At 30.1% G+C, this 22,576-nt stretch carries 23 protein-coding genes; 5 read left to right on the plus strand and 18 right to left on the minus strand.

Going from position 1 to position 22,576, the window contains the following annotated elements:
• Positions 1-130 precede the first annotated feature (130 nt).
• Positions 131-1,693, minus strand: coding sequence for a hypothetical protein (locus RSA29_RS15295; RefSeq protein WP_346943986.1), 1,563 nt, complete (start codon positions 1,691-1,693; stop codon positions 131-133).
• Positions 1,694-2,025: 332 nt separating this feature from the next.
• Between RSA29_RS15295 and RSA29_RS15300 the strand changes: the two genes are divergently transcribed.
• From RSA29_RS15300 to ispF, 3 genes are all read left to right on the plus strand, one after another.
• Positions 2,026-2,604, plus strand: coding sequence for a hypothetical protein (locus RSA29_RS15300; RefSeq protein WP_346943985.1), 579 nt, complete (start codon positions 2,026-2,028; stop codon positions 2,602-2,604).
• An 18-nt stretch (positions 2,605-2,622) separates the two neighbouring features.
• Complete coding sequence (gene rluF / locus RSA29_RS15305; protein ID WP_346943984.1) at positions 2,623-3,354, plus strand: 23S rRNA pseudouridine(2604) synthase RluF; 732 nt, start codon at positions 2,623-2,625, stop codon at positions 3,352-3,354.
• Positions 3,355-3,834: 480 nt separating this feature from the next.
• Positions 3,835-4,311, plus strand: a complete 477-nt coding sequence (gene ispF / locus RSA29_RS15310; RefSeq protein ID WP_346934010.1) for a 2-C-methyl-D-erythritol 2,4-cyclodiphosphate synthase — start codon at positions 3,835-3,837, stop codon at positions 4,309-4,311.
• Between the two features lie 78 nt (positions 4,312-4,389).
• Here the strand turns inward: ispF and RSA29_RS15315 are convergent, their stop codons facing one another.
• From RSA29_RS15315 to RSA29_RS15380, 14 genes are all read right to left on the minus strand, one after another.
• Positions 4,390-4,884 (minus strand): YhcN/YlaJ family sporulation lipoprotein, encoded by a 495-nt coding sequence (locus RSA29_RS15315; RefSeq protein ID WP_346943983.1) that lies wholly within the window; start codon positions 4,882-4,884, stop codon positions 4,390-4,392.
• A gap of 150 nt (positions 4,885-5,034) precedes the next feature.
• Complete coding sequence (locus RSA29_RS15320; protein WP_346943982.1) at positions 5,035-5,280, minus strand: hypothetical protein; 246 nt, start codon at positions 5,278-5,280, stop codon at positions 5,035-5,037.
• Between the two features lie 182 nt (positions 5,281-5,462).
• Complete coding sequence (gene argF / locus RSA29_RS15325) at positions 5,463-6,461, minus strand: ornithine carbamoyltransferase (RefSeq protein WP_346943981.1); 999 nt, start codon at positions 6,459-6,461, stop codon at positions 5,463-5,465.
• 152 nt (positions 6,462-6,613) lie between these two features.
• Positions 6,614-7,819, minus strand: a complete 1,206-nt coding sequence (arcA, locus tag RSA29_RS15330; RefSeq protein ID WP_346943980.1) for an arginine deiminase — start codon at positions 7,817-7,819, stop codon at positions 6,614-6,616.
• 55 nt (positions 7,820-7,874) lie between these two features.
• A complete protein-coding gene (gene arcC, locus RSA29_RS15335; RefSeq protein WP_346943979.1) occupies positions 7,875-8,819 on the minus strand; it encodes a carbamate kinase in 945 nt (314 codons plus the stop codon).
• Between the two features lie 217 nt (positions 8,820-9,036).
• Complete coding sequence (pyrE, locus tag RSA29_RS15340; RefSeq protein ID WP_346943978.1) at positions 9,037-9,609, minus strand: orotate phosphoribosyltransferase; 573 nt, start codon at positions 9,607-9,609, stop codon at positions 9,037-9,039.
• Positions 9,610-9,621: 12 nt separating this feature from the next.
• Positions 9,622-10,518: a dihydroorotate dehydrogenase gene (locus tag RSA29_RS15345; protein WP_346943977.1), complete on the minus strand. Its 897-nt coding sequence runs from the start codon at positions 10,516-10,518 to the stop codon at positions 9,622-9,624.
• Positions 10,519-10,528: 10 nt separating this feature from the next.
• Complete coding sequence (locus tag RSA29_RS15350) at positions 10,529-11,272, minus strand: dihydroorotate dehydrogenase electron transfer subunit (protein ID WP_346943976.1); 744 nt, start codon at positions 11,270-11,272, stop codon at positions 10,529-10,531.
• 146 nt (positions 11,273-11,418) lie between these two features.
• Positions 11,419-12,294 (minus strand): orotidine-5'-phosphate decarboxylase, encoded by an 876-nt coding sequence (pyrF, locus tag RSA29_RS15355; RefSeq protein ID WP_346943975.1) that lies wholly within the window; start codon positions 12,292-12,294, stop codon positions 11,419-11,421.
• 15 nt (positions 12,295-12,309) lie between these two features.
• Positions 12,310-13,500: a dihydroorotase gene (locus RSA29_RS15360; RefSeq protein WP_346943974.1), complete on the minus strand. Its 1,191-nt coding sequence runs from the start codon at positions 13,498-13,500 to the stop codon at positions 12,310-12,312.
• 15 nt (positions 13,501-13,515) lie between these two features.
• Complete coding sequence (locus RSA29_RS15365; RefSeq protein ID WP_346933999.1) at positions 13,516-13,950, minus strand: aspartate carbamoyltransferase regulatory subunit; 435 nt, start codon at positions 13,948-13,950, stop codon at positions 13,516-13,518.
• Positions 13,951-13,971: 21 nt separating this feature from the next.
• Positions 13,972-14,895 carry an aspartate carbamoyltransferase gene (gene pyrB / locus RSA29_RS15370; RefSeq protein WP_346933998.1) on the minus strand — a complete coding sequence of 308 codons (924 nt, stop codon included), beginning with the start codon at positions 14,893-14,895 and terminating at the stop codon, positions 13,972-13,974.
• Between the two features lie 976 nt (positions 14,896-15,871).
• Positions 15,872-16,756 (minus strand): HD domain-containing protein, encoded by an 885-nt coding sequence (locus tag RSA29_RS15375; protein WP_346943973.1) that lies wholly within the window; start codon positions 16,754-16,756, stop codon positions 15,872-15,874.
• A 168-nt stretch (positions 16,757-16,924) separates the two neighbouring features.
• Positions 16,925-17,506 carry a DUF1836 domain-containing protein gene (locus RSA29_RS15380; protein WP_346934023.1) on the minus strand — a complete coding sequence of 194 codons (582 nt, stop codon included), beginning with the start codon at positions 17,504-17,506 and terminating at the stop codon, positions 16,925-16,927.
• 762 nt (positions 17,507-18,268) lie between these two features.
• On the opposite strand from RSA29_RS15380, the gene RSA29_RS15385 reads away from it, so the two are divergent.
• Positions 18,269-18,511, plus strand: coding sequence for an AbrB/MazE/SpoVT family DNA-binding domain-containing protein (locus RSA29_RS15385; RefSeq protein ID WP_346933996.1), 243 nt, complete (start codon positions 18,269-18,271; stop codon positions 18,509-18,511).
• Positions 18,512-18,716: 205 nt separating this feature from the next.
• Here RSA29_RS15385 and RSA29_RS15390 read toward each other — a convergent pair whose 3' ends face one another.
• The 3 genes from RSA29_RS15390 to RSA29_RS15400 form a co-directional block, all read right to left on the minus strand.
• On the minus strand, positions 18,717-19,832 hold the full coding sequence (locus tag RSA29_RS15390; protein ID WP_346943972.1) for an NlpC/P60 family protein: 1,116 nt from the start codon (positions 19,830-19,832) through the stop codon (positions 18,717-18,719).
• Between the two features lie 195 nt (positions 19,833-20,027).
• Positions 20,028-20,870, minus strand: a complete 843-nt coding sequence (gene rsmI, locus RSA29_RS15395) for a 16S rRNA (cytidine(1402)-2'-O)-methyltransferase (RefSeq protein WP_346943971.1) — start codon at positions 20,868-20,870, stop codon at positions 20,028-20,030.
• A gap of 34 nt (positions 20,871-20,904) precedes the next feature.
• Positions 20,905-21,654 carry a tRNA1(Val) (adenine(37)-N6)-methyltransferase gene (locus tag RSA29_RS15400; protein WP_346943970.1) on the minus strand — a complete coding sequence of 250 codons (750 nt, stop codon included), beginning with the start codon at positions 21,652-21,654 and terminating at the stop codon, positions 20,905-20,907.
• Between the two features lie 452 nt (positions 21,655-22,106).
• On the opposite strand from RSA29_RS15400, the gene RSA29_RS15405 reads away from it, so the two are divergent.
• Positions 22,107-22,562 carry a hypothetical protein gene (locus RSA29_RS15405; RefSeq protein ID WP_346943969.1) on the plus strand — a complete coding sequence of 152 codons (456 nt, stop codon included), beginning with the start codon at positions 22,107-22,109 and terminating at the stop codon, positions 22,560-22,562.
• Positions 22,563-22,576: the final 14 nt, after the last annotated feature.

Consider the following 22,576-nt stretch of genomic DNA (forward strand, 5'->3'; position numbering starts at 1 on the left):
AACTATTTATTGGTTAAACTTATTGTAGCACAATGCGAAAAAATAACAACAACTACTGTAAAGTTTCTTTTTTACAATAGTTGTTGTTTTATATTTTTGAAGATGTCTTATCCTTATATTTAAATAAATTTTATGCTATAAGTGGTACAAATATCATTAAAGTAAGCATTGCATCTAGTAATACAAATAGCCCAAATCTACCTATAAATATACCTTCTAAATCATCAATATAGACAAAGTATCCATAGGTGTACACTATTATTCCAATTAATAAACATATAGCTATCCCTACTCCTATATGTGCTATTGCACTAGGTAACATAGATGCATATGTTCCATAAAACATATTAATTACAGTAAAACTTTTCATTCCTATCGCTATTGCAGCCAATATAATATAAACTATTTTTTTCTTTTTTTCGCTAAATGCGTAATCAAGGAAGGTTACTATACCTCCAATAAATAGCACTGGCAATATCCAACGGAATCCTAAAATAATTATATATGATATGCTTTCCATAATACCTTCTACGGTGTAAGATAATGCCATAGTCTTTTCTGTACCCCTAGGCACATTATTTACACTCTTAAAGCCTTCATTTGATGATGATATGTTTATATCATATGTATCCTTCTCTCTAAAACTTAAAAATGTACTATATTCATCAGTAATGTATGGATGTATACATAATTCTCTTAGTCTTGTTACAACCTCCACATTAGATGCTTTTCCATCTTTAACCACAAAGGATACTATGGATTTTTTTACTTCCTTCTTACCAAAAGCTGTACTCATCGTAGCATAAAATACACCACCATCTTCAGAGTATGCTCCCTTTGTATTTATTACATACTTTGAATTATTAACTGAAAGTGTGCTTATTTTAGTTTCTCCTCCAGTTATAGGGAACTCTATTAACTTTGTAGCTGAATATTCATTCCTAACATATTCTTCAATTAATATGTAACCATTTATCCCATCTGACGAAGATGACATATTATTGTATGTTATTTTATCTGATTTAGACATTGTTGTAACTAAAAATGGTTCAGAGGCAACTCCATCTTTAACCGTGAATGTATTTACATCATCCTCATTCTCTAAATAACATACCTGAATCCCGTCTTTACTAGCACTTGCTGTAAGCACTGATACCTTTGTTGTTGGAACTGTTACAGACGTGTTATTCACAGTATTTAGCACTTCTAGTTTGTCTTCATATAGAGATACTATATTACTATCATCTACTTGATATGTACTCTCTATACCCTCTACAACCTCTCTATTAATTAAGTTTAGGTTTTTGTCTACTAATATCTTTTCCATGTAGCCTTGCCCTGATTTTGATGAATTATACATCAGTGTATATCCATTGGCATTTTTTGAAAACATCATATTTTTAAGAAGTTCTTCCTCGATCTCATAGTCTACAGTTTTTATAACCTTAGCATTTAGATCAGTTTCACATATTCGTAGTTTACCTACATCTTCATATGCTGTAAGCAACCTATCGTCTTCCTTTATAATTACCGGTGAGTTCTTTCCTCTGCCAGTACCAATCTCTACTTCTTTACTCCAGGTTTTTGATGGTGCTTCACTTAATAAGCTATAATTATTAATATAGCTTCCTATAAGAATTAGTATAAACACTATCCCAACAACTGAAAAGAGTACTTTCCTCTTATTCTTCATATTTAGTTTCCCCCCATATATATTATACGACTCTAAACCTTAGTTTATTATTTCCAATACACCCAATTATACGCCTATTGTATTGAATATTCAAACTTTTGTTTTGTAAATTTAATACATCCATTTTTCACTGACTCTTTCACAATTTGTAATTATACTGTAAAATGGTATATGGGTTTTAAATTTAAAATTAGAAATTAGAGGTTATGTTTTGAATTTAAAATTATAGGTTAAAGCTTAAAATTTTAAATTAAGGGTTATGTTTGAAATTACAAATTTAAAATTCAAAATTTTAAATTTTAAATTAATACATATATAGGGAAGGTACTTTTATGAAACAATCTGGTAAAGTTATTAATTTCGATGATAATATGGTTTATATCATAACCAAAGATAAAGAATTTGTTACTATAAAACGAAATTCTAATACCCCAGTCAAAGGCAAAACATATAGTGGGACAAAATATGTAGACCGATCTAATATGATAAAACTGTTTTCAATATTAATTATTTCATCACTCTTTATTATGATAAGTGTGTATTTTATATTTTTTTCACCGAAAGGGTCCGTAATAATATCCTTGAATAATAATTTAAAAATAGATGTTAACAATGATAAAATAGTTAAAATTTCAGATTCTAGTGGGGCCAAAATAAAGGATGAGTTTATCAATTCAATAAAAGGAAATGATTTAAATAGCGGATTATCAATTTTATTTGACAACTCTCTTAACGAGGAATTAATACCTGTATGTGATGAGTACTCAAAGGGAAGAATTTATATATATATCACTAAGAGTGGTAAAAAAGAACCCCTTAACTTTGACGTTTTCAAAGATTATGCATATAAATTCAATTATGAAATAATTGTAAATAGAAACGATAATGTATTACCATCAAATAATCAATAATGGGAGTGACAATTTACTATGAATGACAATAATAGTCTAATTAGACTTAACAAATACATAAGTGATAGTGGAATCTGTTCTAGGCGAGAAGCCGATAAATTCATTGAAACTGGAAATGTATCTATTAACGGTGTTAAAGCATTAATCGGCACAAAAGTTACTATTAACGATACTGTTGTGGTTAACGGTAAAACAATTAAACCCAAATCCAATAAGGTTTATATTGCACTTAACAAGCCTATTGGTATAACCTGTACAACTGAAACTCATGTTAAAGGTAATATTATTAACTTTATAAATTATCCCGAAAGAATATTTCCCATAGGTCGTCTGGATAAACCTTCGGAAGGTTTAATATTTTTAACAAACGACGGTGATATGGTTAATAAAATATTGCGTGCTGGAAACAATCATGAAAAGGAATATATTGTTTCTGTGGATAAACCTATAACTCCAGATTTTATTAAGTCAATGGGGAGCGGTATACCGATTCTTGATACGATTACAAAACCATGTAGTGTTAAAAGGATTAACAAGTTTTCTTTTAATATAATTTTAACTCAAGGTTTAAATAGACAAATTAGAAGAATGTGTGAATATCTTGGCTATAGCGTTACTAGCCTTAAGCGTATTAGGATAATGAATGTTTCCCTTAATAATCTTCCTACGGGTAAATGGAGACACTTAACCTCTGAGGAGATGTCAACAATCCTTAATCTTACCTCTAATTCAAAAAAAACTATAAACTAAACAAGGGATGAAGTTTTCTTAGGTTAACTTCATCCCTTTACTATATTCATAATTAATTCGATAAATCATCATGCTAATCTTAGTGTTAAAACATATTCACAGCTAACATGTTAATAAATATTTATACTCATTTTAGCCCAACCATTTAATTGTAATTAATGTAATTATTTTCATTAAATTTAAGTTTTTATACACATTATCCACAGACATCATGTGTATAACTTGGTTAATTTAATGTTAATACATGAAATTATACCTATAATTTCATGTTCTTTTATAAATATGTTAATTATCATATAAATAATGCACACAATTCAAAATTTAGTTATGCACATTATCCACAGTAATGTGCATTAAATGTGCATAACTTTTATTTTTAATTAGAATTTATATATCATTACATATATAATTACGATATGTGTTAAAATTATTATATTAAATAATAGTAGTTGAAAAACAAATGATTTTGGAGGTTTATTTATGAGAGTTGGACTTGGATATGATGTACATAGATTAGTACCTAATAGAGATTTAATTATCGGTGGTGTAAAAATTCCACATTCTACAGGCCTTCTTGGTCATTCTGATGCTGATGTTTTACTTCATGCAATAATGGACAGTTTGCTTGGAGCTGCTGCCCTCGGTGATATTGGTAAGCACTTCCCGGATACTAATAATAAATTCAAAGGAATTTCTAGCATCGATTTGCTTAAAGAAGTTAGGCATCTCCTAGCTGATAATAATTATATAATCGGAAATATTGATGCCACAATAATAGCTCAAAATCCCAAAATGTCACCTTATATCTTATCCATGCGCACTAATATAGCTAATACTTTAGGTATTGATATAAGTCAAATTAACATTAAGGCTACCACAGAAGAGGGGCTAGGTTTTACTGGATCTGAAGAAGGCATAGCTTCTCAAAGTATATGTCTTATTAATTTAGAATTGTAAATTATGAATTAAGGAAGAAACTCCTCCGGAGTTTCTTCCTTAATTTTCAATTTCAATTTTAAATTCTTAATTTTTAATTTAAAAATTTCTTATTATTTCTTCTATATCTTTTTTTAGTTCCTCACTTGTTTTATCTTCTTTAAATGATTTTATCAATCTTGAAATTGATTCAAATACATACTCATCTTTACTTATAGCTATAGTTTTTGCATTTAGATATATTTTTTTTACCTCTATCTCAATTTTATTTCTTAAATCACTCGTTATATTTTCATGAGATTCTTCTAACTTTAATGCAACTAATACAGATTCATGATTTATAAATACCACTGCAGATTCTATTTCATCCATGGACTCTAATTCCTCTACAATTTCCTCACAAGTCCTTATCGCAATTTTAATTGTCTCCTTCTTGTGTATAGGTTTATTATCTAATTCCTCTACCGATGGTCCAGAACTTGTAGTGTCTCCTGTTTTTTTATCATTTTTGCATCCTATTAATATTACAGTACCTATAATCAACATAACAAGAATAAATACCAATTTTTCCTGTGTCATTATTGTCTTCTTCATTTTATTGTCCTCCCTATGTAATAAGTTTCTGTTTTCTACATATTACATAGTTTGGCTTATAAATTTAAAGTCTATTCCTATTGTTTTCTTTTAAAACTATAGTTCTTAATAATTATATGCAATTATCACTTGTTAAAACACACCTTATGATTATAACTCTCCATATAAGCTTTCATATTTGCCATTAGTATTTCCTAGAAGATCTCTTGTAACAATATAACGCCCATTTTCTTCCGTTATCTCAAATTCACTTATACTAGTTATTTTTTCTTCTCTTTCAACATGAAACACATATCCTTTTTTCCCATACTTCTCAAAAAAAATTCTTCTTGTCTTTGCAACTCTCATTTCATTCCCTTGTCTATCATATATTACGTTCGGGATATTCTTAATCATACTTAATTCTCTCCTTACACCCGTTGTTAATTAATGATATATAATATTATTTTTATTGTTGATTTATTACCTTTTAACACTGATTAAAAGTAATTTTTATTTAGCCCTAAAATCATACATATATTCATGAAATATAAAATAGAGATGAAGATAGCTAAATCTTCATCTCTACTTTTCATTAATTAATTTCCTAATGTAGCAACCATAACAGCTTTTATTGTATGCATTCTATTTTCAGCTTCATCAAATACTATTGATGCTGAACTTTCAAATACTTCATCTGTTACTTCAAGCCCATTTAATCCGTATTTATCAAATATCTCTTTACCAACCTTAGTTTTTGTGTCATGGAATGCTGGTAAACAGTGCATAAATTTAGTATCTTTTTTGCCGGTTAATTCCATCATTTCCTTGTTAACTTGATATGGTCTTAATAATTCTATTCTTTGAGCCCAAACTTCATCAGCTTCTCCCATAGATACCCATACATCTGTATATATAACATCAGCATTTTTAACACCTGCAGCTACATCTTCAGTAATTGTAACACTAGCACCAGTTTCCTCTGCTATTGCTCTGCATTTTTCAACTAAAGCTACCTCTGGAAATAAGCTCTTAGGTGCAACAATTCTAAAGTCCATACCCATCTTAACTGCGCCAATCATCAATGCATTAGCCATATTATTTCTTCCATCTCCAGCATAAACAAATACAACTTCACTTAGTGGTTTTGGGAAATGTTCTTTTATAGTTAAGAAATCAGCTAATATTTGTGTTGGATGATCTTCAGTCGTTAATCCATTCCATACAGGAACTCCTGCAAACTTAGCAAGTTCCTCTACTATTTCTTGACCATATCCTCTGTACTCTATACCATCATACATTCTTCCTAAAACTCTTGCTGTATCCGCTACAGATTCTTTCTTGCCCATTTGACTTCCTGTAGGTCCTAGATATGTTACATGTGCTCCTTGGTCATGTGCAGCAACTTCAAATGCACATCTTGTTCTTGTTGAATCTTTTTCAAATATTAATGCTATATTTTTCCCTAACAACCTTTGTGTCTCAGTACCTGCATATTTAGCTTTTTTTAAATCCGATGAAAGTTCTAAGAAATAATTTATCTCCTTTGGTGAAAAATCCATTAAAGATAGAAAGTGTCTGTTTCTTAAATTAAACATTGTTTATTCCCCCTAAATATTCATATTTGCCCATGTTATATTTTTTAAAGCCTATTTTTATTATATTAGGCATCTGAAAATAAATAATAAGTCAAATAGTCAAGGATACTGACTTATTTGTTTTTTGAAGATGCCTTAACTTTAAATAACTATTATAGATTGTCTCTTACCAATGGCATTGACATACATCTTGGGCCCCCACGGCCCCTTGAAAGTTCACTTGATGGAATCTGTAAAACCTCAACATTATATTTATCTAATAATTCATTAGTTACATAATTTCTTTCATAGGTTATAACTTTTCCCGGTGATATAGCCAATGTATTTGATCCATCATTCCACTGTTCTCTTGCTGCTATTATTCTATCTCCTCCACCACATCTTATAAGCTTTACATCGATGTGTAGATATTTAGATAAAGTATGTTCTAAACTATCTTCTTCTTCCGTCGCAATAACCTGATTGTTTTTATAATCATAAGTTAATGCTGTAACCTTAAGAGTTTTTTCTATCTCTGGATGTATTGTGAATTTATCGTAATCAATCATTGTAAATACAGTATCTAAGTGCATAAATGCTCTGCTTTTAGGTATATCAAAAATAAGAATAGTTTTGAAACTTTCATGGTGTTCAAATATATTTCTAGCCAAAGTAAATACAGATTCTCTATCTGTTCTTTGACTACAACCTATAGCTAAAAGGTCCTTTGATAAAACCAGTTCATCTCCACCTTCTATACTTGTAGGTAGTTCTCTGTCATACCATAAATCTATATCTGAATCCTTAAATCTTGGGTGATACTTGAATATATACTTCCCAAATATAGTTTCTCTTTTCCTAGTTTGTGTCCTCATTGAATTTAAGGATACACCTCTTCCCATACAAGCAAATGGATCTCTAGTAAAATAAAGATTTGGCATTGGATCTAATATAAATGGATAATCATTTGCACCTTCTTTTATCCCCAAGCTACCTTTTCTTACCCCAGCCATTACTGTATCTACCACCTGTTTATCTGGCATATTCATTAAATAATTGCTAAGCTCCTTATGCATATGATCATCATTTACTTGTGCTTCTTTTAGAATTTCATTAATAAATAATGTTCTCACATGGGTTTCACGTATAGCTTCTGCAGCTAATTTTTCTAGATATAAAACTTCAACACCTTCATTTTTCAGTGTACTCGCAAAAAAGTCATGTTCCTTTTGTGCTACCTTTAAATATGGAATATCATCAAATAATAATCGTTCTAGATATTCTGGTATAAGGTTTTCTATCTCTTCACCTGGTTTATGCAAAAGCACAGTTTTTAGTTTTCCAATTTCTGAATAAACATTTATAGATAACTTATCCACGCCGATTCCCCCTTTCCAAATTTTATCTTATATGTTGATTTTTCAATCTCACTAACTACCTTACTATCTTTGTTCCTGATAACCCCTTTAAAGCATCTTTAGCCTTTGATAATGATGCTATCATTGCAATTTTATTACTATCATACATAACGAACTTCTTACAAGCTTCAACCTTAGGGAGCATACTTCCAGGTGCAAATTGGCCTTCTTCTATATATCTATTTACATCATCAATATTTACTTCAGTAAGTTCGCTTTGATTTGGTTTATTAAAATTTACACATACTCTATCAACTGCAGTTAATATTAATAAACAGTCTGCATCTAAAATTTCTGCTAATTTTTCTGCAGCAAAATCCTTATCTATAACCGCTGGTACTCCTATTACTTCATCATTTTCTCTTATAACAGGAATTCCACCTCCACCGCATGATATTACAATGTTGCCAGTTTCAACTAATTCTTTTATCATCTTTTTTTCTATGACATCAATTGGTTTTGGAGATGCAACTACTCTTCTGTATCCTCTACCTGCATCTTCCTTCATAATATACCCTTCAGATTTTTCTAACTTTTCTGACATTTCTTTCGAAAAAAAAGATCCAATTGGTTTTGTGGGATTTTGAAAGCCATCATCATCTTTATTAACTACAACCTGTGTTACTATTGTCGCTACTGATTTACATATTGATCTTTTAGCAAGTTCGCGTGCAATTGAGTTTTGTAAATGATATCCAATATAGCCTTGTGAAAATGATCCGCATACATCAAATGGGAATAGTACATTTCCTTCATTTTGTTTCCTAGCATCCTCAACCGTTGATAATATTTGACCTACCTGTGGTCCATTTCCATGTACTATAGATACTACATGTCCATCTTCTATTAAGTCTACTATTGATGAAGCCGTCTCTCTACAAGTCTGTAGCTGAGCATTTGAACTTTTGTCCTTTGGATCTGCCTGAAGAGCATTTCCACCTAGCGCTAATACTATTTTCATAATTTATGACCCCCTTAAACCTATTATTTAGATCTTAATCATATATTTCTATAGTATTATCTAAATTCATCTATGTCAAATTTACATTTATTAATTTTATATGCATATATGTATAATTTTTGCATTATATTCTTTAAATATTATCTAGCTACCAATAAAAAACCAATAGCTAGATAATCTCATGAATAATTATTTAATTTTATTGCATAAAAATTTTTTATTTAATATTTCTACTTCCTGGTTTTACATAAGGTATGTTGTCTTTACAAAGAGGGCATACTTCCTTATCAAAGCTCTCAATTTCTAATTTACATGCACTATATAGTGGAAGAGTTAATGCACAGTTTTCAATTCTTCTATCAACGATGCAGCATACTCCAACAACTTCTGCCCCTAATTCTGTTAGAATTTTTACAACTTCCATAGTAGATTTTCCAGTTGTAACTACATCTTCTGTTATTAGAACCTTTTGTCCTTTTTTAATTTCAAAGCCCCTTGTTAAAGTCATTACTCCATCTTTTCTTTCAGTAAATATTCCTGGCTTACCTAATTGTCTTGCAAGCTCATAAGCAACCACTATTCCACCCATTGCTGGACCGACAAGCATATCTACATCTAAATCTTTAACTTGCTCTGCTACAACAGATAAAACCTCTGCTGCTTTATCTGGATGTTGTAATAACTTTGCACATTGGCAATACCTATTACTATGTTTTCCTGATGATAATAAAAAATGACCATTTAACAATGCTTCACACTCTACTAATATATTTACAACTTTATTTTCCATAATTTATTCCTCCTATATTATCCCTCTTATTTCACTTATATCTTTAATGTTTTCTTTTATCATAAATTCTTCTATTCCATTTATAATTTCAACTGCCGCTAATGGATTTATAAAATTTGCAGTTCCTATTTGAATTCCAGTAGCTCCTGCCATAATAAATTCAATCGCATCTTCCCAATTTGTAATTCCACCAAGTCCAACTACTGGAATTTTACAAGCTTTACAAACTTGATGTACCATTCTAAGTGCCATAGGCTTTACTGCTGGTCCTGAGAATCCTGCATAGGTATTATCAAATATTGCTTTTCTTTTTTTATAATCAATTGCCATTCCCTGAAAAGTATTTATCAACGATAGTGCATCTGCACCTGCCTCTTCACAACTTATAGCCATGTCCACTATATTCTCTGCATTTGGAGATAACTTAACCATCAATGGCTTTTTACATATCTTCTTAACCTGTTTTACAGCTTCATATGCTACATCTGCTTTAATCCCTAATGCCATTCCACCGTGCTTTACATTTGGACATGATATATTTAATTCTATAATATCAATGTCTTCATTATTTAATTTTTGAATTATACTTATATATTCTTCAACTGTAGCTCCACCTACGTTTGCAATTATATTTGTATTAAATTCTTTCATTTTAGGCAGTTCATTTTCTATAAATTTATCTATACCTGGATTTTGTAACCCTACGCTGTTTAACATTCCGCCCGTAGCTTCTTTAATCCTTATCCCAGAATTACCTTGTCTTTCATTTAGTGTTAATCCCTTACTACAGATTCCTCCAAGTTTAGATATATCATAAAAATTACTGTATTCTTGTCCAAACCCAAAGGTTCCTGATGCAGTCATTATTGGATTTTTAAACTCTTTACCACAAATATTTACTTTAAGCATAATTTCTCCTTTAAAACTCTAAGTCTTCTCCATTAAATACTGGACCATCTTTACAGGTTCTTTTATGTCCATGAACGGTTTTGCAAGTACATACAAGACAGGCCCCAATTCCGCAAGCCATCTTCTTTTCTTCTGAAATATAAACCTTAGTACCAGCTTCCTTACATAAGCTGACTACTCTATACATCATAACCTCTGGCCCACAGCATAAAACTAAATCATAGTCCTTTGGATTTAATAACTCCGTTACATATCCCTTATGTCCTACGCTTCCATCTTCTGTCGATACCTTCACTGATATTCCAGAGTCCTCTATTTCATTTAATCCATAAACTTCATCTCTAAATCCTGAAAATACATCCACCTTAGCATTCTTAATATTTTCTACTAGATGTCTCATTGGCGCTACACCAATTCCACCTGAAACTACAGCAACCTTGCCTTTAATATCATCTATATTAAATCCATTCCCTAAAGGTCCCATAACCTTAATTTCTTCACTTGCTTTAAGTTTACTAATTAGTTTAGTTCCATCTCCAACTATTTGGTATAAAAATTCTATGGAATTTTCGGTTATATTATGGATACTAATTGGTCTCCATAATAATGGTTCCTTGTCCCAACATCTTAGCATATAGAACTGACCTGGTTTTGCATTAAATTTTCCTTCTACTGAAATTTTAAATATTCCCTTGGAAATCTCTTTATTTTCTATTACTTTATTTAAGCTATATTCATAATTATTGTTTTCCATATTATTACTCCTAATAGTTCATTCTACTAACATTGTGACACTCACCTTATTAATAGTAACGGTGATTTTTCTAATTATAAGGTTTAATGTGACTTTTTAAATATAGTGACAGTCACATTTTTGATGTTACTGTCACTTTCCTATTTCTATTTCTTCAAATTTTTAATAGCCTCTAAAATCTCGTTCTTCATTCTAATAGCTTCTTCTTTCGCGTACTTTGCAAAATTCTCTTCGCCATCAGCCTTACCTTTATATGCAAGCATTATTCCTCTTGAAGAATTAACTACTCCGCCATTACCATTCTTTAAGTAAAGTGCTACATCTTCTGCTCTTCCACCTTGTGCTCCATATCCCGGAATTAAGAAGAATGTTGTATCTAATGCTTTTCTTATTTCTATACCTTCATCTACATGAGTACAACCTATTACTCCACCTACTGAGCTATACCCACATTTTCCAATGTATCCTTTTCCTAAATTATTAATAGTTTCTCCAACTACATTATATACTCTTCTATTGTCTTCAGTTTCTATATATTGAATATCTTTACTTCCTTTGTTTGAAGTTCTAACTAGTACAAATACACCCTTCTCTTTGCTTTCCACATATGGTAGATAAGGTTCTATACTATCAAGTCCCATGTATGGACTTAGCGTTATAAAATCAGCCTCAAATTCTCCTGCTAGATGAGCTTTTGCATACATTTCTGCTGTTTTTGCTATATCCCCTCTTTTAATATCTCCAATAGATAGAGCTCCTTTTTCCCTTATATACTTTAAAGTTTTTGCATATGCTCTAAGTCCATCCATACCATAAGCTTCATAATATGCTATTTGTGGCTTGTAACAAGCTACGTGATCTACTGTTTCGTCTATAATTGCTTTGTTAAATTCAAATATTGCATCGCCTATATTATCAAACTTTTTTCTGAATCCTTCTGGTATATATGATATTTCCGTATCTAATCCTAAGCAAACATGCCCCTTTTTTTCAATGGTTTCAAACAATCTATCTATTATCATATTGCACTTCCTTAACTATTTATTTGAGTAAACTATTTTTCCGCCCTTTATCGTGGTTACTACTTCTCCAGAGACTAACATTTTATCAAAAGGTGTATTTTTACCCTTAGATATAAGTTCCTCTTTGTGAATTTCATATTCTTTATCTAGGTCCACTATTACTAAATCACCATCACATCCTATGTCTATGGTTCCTTTATTTACACCTAAGATATCACTAGGTTTTTTACTCATTATTTCACTTAACTTATTTAAATCTATATGACCTTCTTTTACTAACTTTGTGTAGCTGATAGCGAAAGATGTTTCTATCCCCGATATTCCTGGTGCACCATTTTTCTTATCATCTACACTATGTGGTGCATGATCCGTTGCAATACTATCCACATATCCATCCTTTATTGCTTTGATTAAAAACTTTACATCTTCCTCTTCTCTTAATGGAGGATTTACTCTATATTTTATTTTATTTGTCAGAGCTATATGATGTGGCGCTACTTCACAAGTAACTCTATGCCCTTTCTGTTTTGCTTTTATGATATATTCCATGGACTCCTTAGTGCTTACATGAGAAAAATGAACTTTACATCCAGCATGCTTAGCTAACGTTAAGTTTCTCCAAGTCATTGTATTTTCTGCTAGTCTCATATCTATATTGGATAAATTATGATTCTCACAATGACACATAACTGTAATCTCTTTCTCTTTAGCTTTAATCATAGCATTTAACATAACTTCGCTATGCATAACATCTTTTCCATCCTCAGATATTACCTTTACTTCACCCTTAGATAATTTATCAAGGTGGCTTATATCATCTCCTGTAAAGTTATTAGTAATTGATATAACTTGATTAATATCAACAAGACCAACTTCTTTACCTTTATTCACTACATAATTAACAGTATCCATGGTGCTACATACTGGATTTGTATTAGCCATAAGATTAACCATTACATATCCGCCTTTTACTGCTGCCTTTGATCCTGACTCAATATCTTCCTTATAGGTATATCCAGGATCTCTAAAGTGAACATGTAAATCTACAAAGCCCGGCATTACTACAAGCCCTTTAGCATCAATAGTTTTGCAATCCTTCATAAGATTTCTCCCAATCTCATGAATTACTCCATCTTTTATATATATATCACCAATAAAGGTTCCACTCCAATCAACCACTGTACCGTTCTTTATGCAAATTTCCATTTTTTCACCTCATCCTTAATATAATGAATTTACTTTTTGTAGGTCATCACAATAATGACATTTATACTCTTTAGTCTCTTCATCAACTAAGTGGTGTATGTGCTTAATATTTGGTTCTATAGATGTTACACATCTAGGGTTTTTACACTTTATAACATTTACAACACGCTCAGGAAGTTGTAACTTTATCTTTCTCTTTATCTCTTCATTTTCAATTACATCTATAGTTATATTAGGATCTATAACCCCTAATATTTCAAAATCTATATCAATTTTATTCTCAATTTTTATTATATCTTTTTTACCACACTTATTACTTGTAGCATTCATTATAAGTGCCACTGTAAAATCCGCTTCATATAGGTTTAAGAAATTAAATATCTTTATTCCCTCTCCAGCTTTTATGTGATCTATTACTAATCCATCTTTTATACTATTTATAGTTAACATATTAATTCCTCCTTATATACCTTAGTAAATTCCTAGTAATTTTAGTATTAATGCCATTCTTACATACATTCCATACTTAGCTTGTTTAAAATAAATTGCTCTTCTATCACTATCTACTTCATACGCTATTTCATTTACTCTTGGTAACGGGTGAAGAACTATCATATCGTCCTTAGCACTTTTCATTTTTTCATTATCTAATATATAAGTATCTTTTAGTTTTATATAATCATCTTCATTGAAGAATCTTTCTCTTTGAACCCTTGTCATGTATAGAATATCTATTTCTTCCATAGCTTCTTCCATAGTTCTTACTTGTTTAAACTCTATATTCCTCTTCTTAAGAACTTCCTGCTTTATATATTCAGGAATTTCTAGTTCTTCAGGTGATATAAGTACAAACTTATTATTTTCATATCTAGTTAAAGCCTTTATTAATGAATGAACTGTTCTACCAAATTTTAAGTCTCCACAACAACCTATCGTTAAATTGTTAAGTCTTCCCTTTGTAGATCTTATTGTCAATAAATCTGTTAATGTTTGAGTTGGATGTTGATGTCCACCATCCCCTGCGTTAACTACTGGTATTTCACTATACTGTGCCGCAACCTGTGGAGCTCCTTCTTTAGGATGTCTCATTACAGCTATATCTGCGTAACATGATACAGTTCTTATTGTATCCGCTATACTCTCACCCTTTGCAACAGCACTAGCATTTGGCTCCGAAAATCCTATTACACTACCACCTAATCTTTGCATTGCAGCCTCAAAACTAAATCTAGTTCTAGTACTTGGCTCATAAAATAATGTTGCTAGTATGTCTCCATCACAAGCATGCATAAACTTCTTTGGCTCTGCTATTATCTCATCTGCTAAATCAAATATCTCGTCCATTTCCTCTAGTGTAAGATCCATTGGTTCAATTAAATTTCTTCCTTTTAACATATAAAACACTCCTTTTTAACCTCGCTGGGATAATTTAAAGGTAATCATAATTTAATTATAAAAAAAAAGCTTTCCTAAAAGGAAAGCTTTGAAATATCAATTCATATCTTTATATTAGTAGTGTGTACCATCGTAGTTTATTACTACCTAGTACTCTCTATTAACAACTATAACACGAAATTTAATCTTCTTCCCTTGCCGGCATCTCTGTACCGCTTTTAAAAGGACACTATATTAAATTGTATTTATCTATTTCAGTTTAACTCAGATAAATTTATATGTCAATACATTTAAATATTAAATCATTAAATTTTCTAATCGGCTTTTGATAATACCTTATCAGATAACATCTGATTATGTTCTAATTATCAAATAAATTTATCCAAGCAGTTATTGAATATATTTATTGAACTTATCTATTAATAGTCGTACTATATAAATACAATGAAATACAAATTAAAAATCATATACAATTTTAGGAGGAATGTTTAATGAATATAACTATTGATACCGAAGCTAGGGACGCTCTTTTAGCTAACCTTAAAACTCAGGGCAAATCAGCTGCTAGACTTACTATTGCAGGTTTTGGTTGAGGTGGCCCAAATTTAAGTGTTGTTCTGGATGAACAAAAATCAAATGACATAATTGAAGATTTAGATGGACTAAAATTCGTTGTTGACAAAGATGAAGAATATATTTTTGAAGAATGTACTGTTTCTTACAAAAAAACTTTCTTTGAAAAGACCTTTAAAGTTGTTTCAAAAATCATAGGTGAAAATACTGGATGTAAATAATCCTTAATTTACATTTAAAGAGAGTATGTCTGAAAATTTTCAGACATACTCCCTTCTATTTATTAATAAACTAACCATTTGCATTAGTTTCACTATTATGTATTTAACTTAACTAAATATACAAACTTCACTTTTTAGCTCCCTAAGAATTTCTTCCATAATCTTAAATTCTAAATTATAATTTATATATACAATTTTGTTTTAATTCCTTCATCATATTTAGACCAGGAATCCATATGTGTAGAATCTCTTACTTTAGATACCTTATCCATAGTTGCATCAACGTAATCAGCGTAGTGAAGTATGAAGGCCTCTTGTGTATTAGGTTCCTTAGGTGATCCATATTTAGGCTTTCCATGATGTTGAACTATACATCCTTTTATCCTATTTTTGAAACTTTCGCTATAACTCCCTAGTGAATTTTCAAAAGCCTCCTCTATCATAGTAATTCCAATTACTATGTGGCCTTCCATCTCACCTCTAAGGGTTCTTTTAAACATCCCCTCTGACGAATACTCATAAATTTTCCCTATATCATGTAACTTAGCAGCAAGAATTACCATCTCTTTATATCTACAATTATATCTATTCGCAAATTCATTAGAAAAATGCACTACATTTAATGTATGTTCTGCAAGTCCCCCTATATAGGTATGATGCGCTAATCCACCAATCCCCTTAGCGAATTCTTTAACAAAACTAGAATTTTCAAAGAAATATTTATTCAAAGTGAGAACTTCTTCATCTTTAAATTGATTTGTAGTCTCCTCTTCAAGTTCTACCATTATATCCTTTATATCTCTCTTTACATGACAAATAAAATCACGAAGATCATGCTGTTTATAATCTAATTTTACATTAATCACTTTACTGTTAACTATGCCGACCAATACAATGTCACCTACATTAAAATTATCTATACTAACAAATTCAATATCGCCCGTTATATCTCCAAGTACATATGATATCTTCTTATTAACTATATATTTATCCTTAACCATAAGTTGCACATATACTCGTTCCGCATTCTTCGTGATTATACACTGATTTAAATAAATTGACTTCATTTTTTCATCTCCTTATGACTTTACCTATTATGTATCTTTTCATAAGAAGATTTTTTTATGCTAATATAGTTTCACTTTCAGAAAATATTTAATCTTACCTACCATATCCTCAAAAATAAATAAGTCAATATCATTCTCATCTTTGGCTTATTATTTACTTTCAGATACCTAATTATATTTATCCCCAAATTCATTTACTAGAGATGTTACTAATCTTTTTATATTACTCGCTTCTGCTACTAAACTCATAACCAGCAAAAACATCATGATACGCTCTTTTTCTTTATCATTGAAATTATATTTCTCAAGATATTTACTAAATATTTCTTCTCTTCCTTCTTGGCTTCCCATAAATGACAATTCCAAGCTTTGTTGCTGAAGTTCTCTGAATAACTTATATGTATCCTCCCAAGAAAGAATATCATCCGCTCTATTATTTATATCATTAAAAGCTAACCTAAATACACTCCTAATTTCATCCATTGTTAAAATAGGACGCATATATCCTAGCAACACTAATTGCACTAAATGTAACTTTGTATACCCTCTTTTTTTCCCATCTTCTGGTTTAGATATAACTTCACTCTTTATGTAATTTTGCAATATATTATTCGTAAAATTATCTTGATCAAATTTATCATTTAGATAATCTTTAACCTGTGATAAAAAAAGATCATACTGTGGTAGTTCCTCATACTGTATTACACTTTTTTTTGAAGTTTCATTTACTATATCTGAAAATTTAGCCATAACTTCTTGAAAAATATCTCCATCTTTAACTCTTTCGTCTTCCACTTTAATACCTCATCTTTCCTCAAAATACCCTTTATTTAATCACCTTAGTAATTATTAGTTTTTAACATCAACTCATTACTTAATATTTATTATAACTCCTATTGTAATTATAAAATATAAATATCATCTTTACAAATATCTTATCAAATAATTTTTTTGATATAGTCGCTAAAAATTCCTTCATTATTTTACCCTATCTAATATTATTAACATTAGTAACATTAGATTACAAATAATATACATATACTATCAACATATGTTGTGGATTAATATAATGATTTTGCTATTGATTTCGTTGGCTTCATGAATATTTATTAATTTTATGCACATTATCCACATATATACTGTGCATAACTTTTATTATATTCTTGTAAAATTTATGAATTGTAAAACATTGTATCCTTCATGATTCGATATATTTTGTAGAATTAGTTCGAATAGTAAAGATAAAACTGTTGCAAAAAAGTATTATTATGTTAAAATAGTTTAATAGTTACTTAATATATCTTGTTTTATCTATTTTCTACTAAGTACACTATAATATAACTATAAGCATTTTTATATTTATGCCATATACTGTAATAATTATATTTATTTTATCATTTTTTATTGACTTTTGGATATTTTTGTACTATTATATATTCATGGTATTAAATTCAATTTATGTAATTTAAATCATTAGTGATATTTTATAAAAGTGTATAGGAGGAATTTATTATGAAATCAACTGGTGTTGTAAGAAAAGTGGACGAGCTAGGTAGGATAGTTATTCCAGTAGAACTAAGAAGAACTCTAGACATCGATGTTAAGGATGCTCTTGAGATATATGTAGATGGCGATCAAGTTATATTAAAAAAATACGAACCTGCTTGCATATTCTGCGGAGATGCTCGTGATGTAGTTAACTATAGATCTAAAAACATATGCCAAAAATGTTTAAATGAACTAAAAGGCGAATAATTTTAAATAATTAAATTTAAAAAACGTTACTTATTTTAAGTAACGTTTTTTCACTTTCTACGTATATAATGTATAGATATACAAATACTATTATTTTATTAAAGGTTACACAATAACATTATTTGAGTTATCCTATTTATTAATTATAAATACTAATGCATAAATAAAAGACTAGCAAACTAGTTGCCAGTCTTGATATAACAAATTAATATCTTCTTCCACCTATATAATCCTGACGTGACATAGGAGATATTTTAACCACTTCATTATCTTGTGGAGCATGAAGATAACTATTATTACCAACATATATTCCTACGTGATATACCTCTCCACCTGAACCGAAGAATACTAAATCTCCATGTTGAAGTTGATCTCTAGATACAGGACTTCCTGCGTTCATTTGACTCTCCGCAGTTCTTGGAATACTTATTCCACATCCAGCATAAACATACTTGGTAAGACCTGAACAATCAAAGGTATTAGGACCATTTCCACCCCATTGGTATGGAACACCTAAAAAGGTCATAGCGTAGCTTACAATTGAACTGCTTGAACCACTTCCTGGTGGATTTATACCAGTAGTTTCATCCCCTCTGTTAGGTCTATTTGTATTTTGTGTTAATGAATTTATTTGTCTAATAGTTTCAGCTAATTGATCTTCACTTTCTTTCATTGCCGCTTCAAATAAATCTCTATTAGATGCTGCAAGTTCCATAGCTGCACTGTGCTCTGATTTCTTTTCTTCTAACTGAGCAAGCTTTTTATTATTTTCATCTTGAAATGCATCTAGCTTACTTTTTTCATCTTCAATTATTTTCTTTTCAGATACAAGAAGTTGTTTCTTATCCATTAAGCTACTAATAATTTCTTTATCATAATTTATTATTTTAGTCACGTTGTTTAATCTAGATACAAAGTCTGATAATCCTTTAGAATTTAATAGCACTTCAATATAACTATCCATTCCATTCATATACATAGATCTCATTCTTTTACTATATAAATCATTCTCTTCTTTTATGTCACTCTCAGTAGCTTGTACTTTGTTATTGCTCTTTTCAATTCTACCCTCTACTTCGAGAATATCTACATTTAATTTTTCTATATCTACAGTTATATCTTCCATCTGAGAATTTACTGATTGTATTGAAGCTTCAATTTCATCTACTTGCTCCTGAGCCGTTTTATAACTATTTTTATTTTCCTCTAGTTTTTGCTCATACGTGGACTTGTCATTGTATGGATCTGCAAGTGCATTAGTTCCAATACAAGTAATACCCATAGCCAAAGCAAGTACTAATGATATACTTTTCTTATTCAAAAAAAACCCTCCCCCTCAACATTCTAAATCTCATATATGATTATAACATTATTTCAAGTATATTCTCAAGTGTTTATAAAAAAAGGTTATACAATTCTCCTTTTTTTATGATTCTATATTAATTATATTCAACATAACTACGTTTATTCCTTCTAGTATATTAACTTTTAAAGTAAATTGTTACAGTTTATACCTTTACATATTTATTGAATACTTGTATATCTCAGATTTATGTAGGTTACGATCTTTAGCAACTAGCTTTACCGCCTCTTTTTTATCCTTGCCCTCACCCATGTATTGTTTTATATGCTCCTCAACGGTCATATTTTCCCACTGAGCTCTCATTTCCTGCATTATCTCAGCATTGCTCTTACCAGCTATAACAATTACGTATTCACCTCTTGGCTGATTTTCATTATAATACTGTATACATTCATCAACAGTACCTCTTAATATTGTTTCATGCAATTTCGTAAGCTCTTTGCATACAGCAATTTTTCTATTTCCTAAGCTTTCTCTTATAAAACTTAAAGTTGACTGTATCCTATGTGGAGCCTCATATAGGATAAGTGTCTCTTGTCTATCCATTAAGCCTTCCATTGTAGCCTTTCGCTCCTTATTCTCTCTAGATAAGAAACCTACGAATGTAAACTTATTCGTGTCTAATCCTGAATAAACTAGAGCTGTAGTTATAGCTGTAGCACCAGGATAAACTTCAAATTGTATACCTTCGTCAATACATTTCCTTGCTATTACAGCTCCTGGGTCTGAAATTCCTGGAGTACCTGCATCACTTATTATTGCTATGTTCTGCCCTTCTAATAGTCTCTTTATTATATCCTCACTTTTACCATTTTCATTATGCATATGATAACTTATTAAAGTCTTTTTAATTTGAAAATGATTTAGTAATTTTAAACTTTGTCTAGTATCCTCACAGGCAATAACATCTACACTCTTTAATGTTTCAAGCGCTCTTAATGTTATATCCTTTAAGTTTCCTATTGGTGTGGGTATTAAATATAATTTACCACTCATTATTTTTCATCTCTCCTCTTACCATTAGTTTCTATTATAAATCTAAGCATTGCGAATTATATAAGGCTTGAATCTCTTCAGAATATGAATCATCTTCTAAATGTACATATAGTGGGTCCTCAATTTTAAGAAATGCTCCCCCGTCTCTTTGCCCTTCTATGAGCAATATATTAGGTGCCTTTCCTGGCTTAGGGTGAACAAATCTTAACCTCTTAGGTTCTATTTTGTGCTTTCTCATAAGGGTTAGTATATCCACAATTCTTTCTGGTCTATGAACCATGAAAAGTCGACCATTATCCTTAAGTAATACCCTTGCAGCTACTATTACATCTTCTAGCTTACAACATACCTCATGTCTCGCGATAGTATTTTTATCTTTTTCATTTAAAATCCCTGAATTATGTAGTTTATATGGTGGATTAACCGTAACAACATCTACTCTATTTAATGATTTTAAAAATCCTACATCCTTTAAATCTGCTTCAATAAATTTTACATCATCCTGAAAATTATTATATCTTGCTGTTCTATTTGCCATTTCAACAAATTCTTGTTGTATTTCAACACCTTGCAACAACCCACATTCACTCTTTCCCTTAATTATAAAAGGAACTATTCCAGTACCAGTACATAAATCAATTACAGTAGCTTTTTTTTTCACCTTAGCAAAGTTAGCTAAAAGTACTGCATCTACCCCAAATCTAAACCCATCTTTCTTTTGTATTATATGAATACCCTTAAGTTGTAAATCATCCAACGTCTCATCTATATTTATTAAATCCATAATTCACTTATCCTTTCTATTGCTTATATCCTATAAAGCCTAATATTTATCCCTTATATTAAACAAAAGGTGTCTACACACTTAATATTAGCCATATTATTAATATACAATGCATACCTATTATATAATAAGATCTATCTTTTTTCACCTTATAGTCTATACATACTAATATTGATATATAAATCTACATTACCTAACTAATATTAATTTACCTTTTAAGTAAAAATAAAATAAGAAAGGTTTGTATTATGGAAATATTGTCATACCCTTTTTCATCAGTAAATTTTCAATCAAATACTTCGATTCTTCTAGATGCATCCTTCTTACTTAGTTTGGTTTATGATGATGATATCCGACATTCTGAGTGTATAGAAGTATTTAGATTATTGCTCAACAATAAGTGTATGTTATTTGTTACAAATATTATTTCTGCCGAAGTTCTCAATCAAATAATGTATAAAGTATTTATGACTGACATACGCCATAAAATTGATAAACAAAGTGCCTTTAATTCTCAAACAAATATAAGAGAAATTATTTCAGTCTTCAGTAAATATGATAAAAAAATTATCAAAGAGAAAAGAATTGATAAACTCAGAGAAATTCCATATAAAAGGTACTTTGATAACCTCTCTAAAAATAGTGCCAAACGTGATCTTCTTAGTGTTTATTATAAGACAGCTGTAGCTATGCACACTCAACTTGAAAATACAGTAAAGTATAACTATGTTGAAATAAATAAACTATGTATTTCTAAAACAAAAGATATTATGGTTAAAAATCTTTTATCTATAAATGATGCAACTCATATTGCAGCTTGTATGTGTCATAATATAGAGTATTTATTAACCCTTGATAGCGATTTTATCTATGCAGAATCTACTACTGTTAAAATACTAAAAATATAACCATGCAGAATTTA

Origin of the sequence: Clostridium sp. (genome assembly GCF_036660475.1) — a bacterium.
In the GTDB taxonomy this organism is placed as follows: Bacteria; Bacillota; Clostridia; order Clostridiales; family Clostridiaceae; genus Clostridium_J.

Bases quoted from the DNA above. Each gene is read 5' to 3' on its own strand.
- RSA29_RS15295 (WP_346943986.1), bottom strand. From the start codon at position 1,693: ATGAAGAATAAGAGGAAAGTACTCTTTTCAGTTGTTGGGATAGTGTTT.
- RSA29_RS15300 (WP_346943985.1), top strand. From the start codon at position 2,026: ATGAAACAATCTGGTAAAGTTATTAATTTCGATGATAATATGGTTTAT.
- rluF (WP_346943984.1), top strand. From the start codon at position 2,623: ATGAATGACAATAATAGTCTAATTAGACTTAACAAATACATAAGTGAT.
- ispF (WP_346934010.1), top strand. From the start codon at position 3,835: ATGAGAGTTGGACTTGGATATGATGTACATAGATTAGTACCTAATAGA.
- RSA29_RS15315 (WP_346943983.1), bottom strand. From the start codon at position 4,884: ATGAAGAAGACAATAATGACACAGGAAAAATTGGTATTTATTCTTGTT.
- RSA29_RS15320 (WP_346943982.1), bottom strand. From the start codon at position 5,280: ATGATTAAGAATATCCCGAACGTAATATATGATAGACAAGGGAATGAA.
- argF (WP_346943981.1), bottom strand. From the start codon at position 6,461: ATGTTTAATTTAAGAAACAGACACTTTCTATCTTTAATGGATTTTTCA.
- arcC (WP_346943979.1), bottom strand. From the start codon at position 8,819: ATGAAAATAGTATTAGCGCTAGGTGGAAATGCTCTTCAGGCAGATCCA.
- pyrE (WP_346943978.1), bottom strand. From the start codon at position 9,609: ATGGAAAATAAAGTTGTAAATATATTAGTAGAGTGTGAAGCATTGTTA.
- RSA29_RS15345 (WP_346943977.1), bottom strand. From the start codon at position 10,518: ATGCTTAAAGTAAATATTTGTGGTAAAGAGTTTAAAAATCCAATAATG.
- RSA29_RS15350 (WP_346943976.1), bottom strand. From the start codon at position 11,272: ATGGAAAACAATAATTATGAATATAGCTTAAATAAAGTAATAGAAAAT.
- pyrF (WP_346943975.1), bottom strand. From the start codon at position 12,294: ATGATAATAGATAGATTGTTTGAAACCATTGAAAAAAAGGGGCATGTT.
- RSA29_RS15360 (WP_346943974.1), bottom strand. From the start codon at position 13,500: ATGGAAATTTGCATAAAGAACGGTACAGTGGTTGATTGGAGTGGAACC.
- RSA29_RS15365 (WP_346933999.1), bottom strand. From the start codon at position 13,950: ATGTTAACTATAAATAGTATAAAAGATGGATTAGTAATAGATCACATA.
- pyrB (WP_346933998.1), bottom strand. From the start codon at position 14,895: ATGTTAAAAGGAAGAAATTTAATTGAACCAATGGATCTTACACTAGAG.
- RSA29_RS15375 (WP_346943973.1), bottom strand. From the start codon at position 16,756: ATGAAGTCAATTTATTTAAATCAGTGTATAATCACGAAGAATGCGGAA.
- RSA29_RS15380 (WP_346934023.1), bottom strand. From the start codon at position 17,506: ATGGCTAAATTTTCAGATATAGTAAATGAAACTTCAAAAAAAAGTGTA.
- RSA29_RS15385 (WP_346933996.1), top strand. From the start codon at position 18,269: ATGAAATCAACTGGTGTTGTAAGAAAAGTGGACGAGCTAGGTAGGATA.
- rsmI (WP_346943971.1), bottom strand. From the start codon at position 20,870: ATGAGTGGTAAATTATATTTAATACCCACACCAATAGGAAACTTAAAG.
- RSA29_RS15400 (WP_346943970.1), bottom strand. From the start codon at position 21,654: ATGGATTTAATAAATATAGATGAGACGTTGGATGATTTACAACTTAAG.
- RSA29_RS15405 (WP_346943969.1), top strand. From the start codon at position 22,107: ATGTATAAAGTATTTATGACTGACATACGCCATAAAATTGATAAACAA.